Origin of the sequence: Streptomyces sp. NPDC048297 (assembly GCF_043201585.1) — a bacterium.
Taxonomy (GTDB): domain Bacteria; phylum Actinomycetota; class Actinomycetes; order Streptomycetales; family Streptomycetaceae; genus Streptomyces.
This window is the reverse complement of the sequence record NZ_JBICZA010000096.1, coordinates 1-1,089: the sequence shown is the minus strand read 5'-3', so window position 1 is coordinate 1,089 and position 1,089 is coordinate 1. Positions and strand designations below refer to the sequence as shown.

Genomic DNA, 1,089 nt, shown 5'->3' with positions numbered 1-1,089 from the left:
ACCCCGCGCCCGCACTCGGACCAGCCCACCGGCAGCACTTCGCCCCGCCGCATAACGACGGGGCGAAGTATCAGAGCCAGGGATTCGCCAACAGCATCCCGCGTGGCTCCGGCCCCTCCGCGCGCGTTCCCCACCGGCTTGAATCGGCCGAAGGAGGCTTTTCCCCGTATCGGGGGGTTTGACACGACGAAAGTCACGAAACGGTCACATCCTTTCCCTGCCGCGTCCACACTCACTGTTCGTACACAATCGTGCACGCAAAGCGATGGGGAGATCTCTGTGTTCCGTACGACCAAGCAGCGTCTGGCGGCCTGTGCGACCGCCGCGACCCTCGCCGCGGCGGCGGCCTCGTTCGCGGCGCCGACGACGGCCGCCGGCGCCGCGGCCGGCAGCGACCTGACCTACGGCAGCAACATCCTGCTGCAGAACCGGTACGGGGGCGACGGCGGCTATCTCGACACCAACGGCCACTCCAGCCAGCCGGGTGCCACGTACAACGTGAGCACCAACGAGCGTCCCAACAGCCGCGGCCCCGCCACCTCGGTGTGGAAGGTCCTCTCCGCCACCGGCAAGGCCGCGGGCACCCGCGTCGTCAGCGGCGACGTCATCTACCTCGTCAACCAGTACGGCAACCACACGTACCTCGACACCAACGGCCACTCCGACCAGACGGGCGCCAAGTACAAGGTGTCCGCCACCGCCACCAAGGACCGCGGTCCCGGCACCGGCAAGTGGCACATCTTCGGCAAGGCGTCCTCGCCGGCCGACGGCCACATCCGCACGGACGACATCGTGCATCTGCTCAACGACTACAACTCGGCCAACGGCGGCTTCCTCGACACCAACGGCCACTCCTCCCAGGGCGGCGGCGCCAAGTACTCCGTCTCCACCAGCCACTACACCGACCGCGGCACCGGCACGGGCTCCTGGAAGGTGCTGCCCGCCTCCTGATCCGCCGCACCACGCACACCGGGCCCCGGGGATGGCGTACTCCGATGCCGTTGGTTAATTCCGGGGCCCTACGTCTTCTTCGCCCCGTCGATCGTCTGGTCGGCGGGGCGAAGTGCTGCGAAGTGGCTGGTGCGGGTG

The 1,089-nt window shown here is 68.5% G+C and carries 1 protein-coding gene; it reads left to right on the top strand.

The window, feature by feature from the left end; translation table 11 throughout:
- Positions 1–279 precede the first annotated feature (279 nt).
- Positions 280–951: a hypothetical protein gene (locus tag ACGFYV_RS37555; protein WP_393883035.1), complete on the top strand. Its 672-nt coding sequence runs from the start codon at positions 280–282 to the stop codon at positions 949–951.
- Positions 952–1,089: the final 138 nt, after the last annotated feature.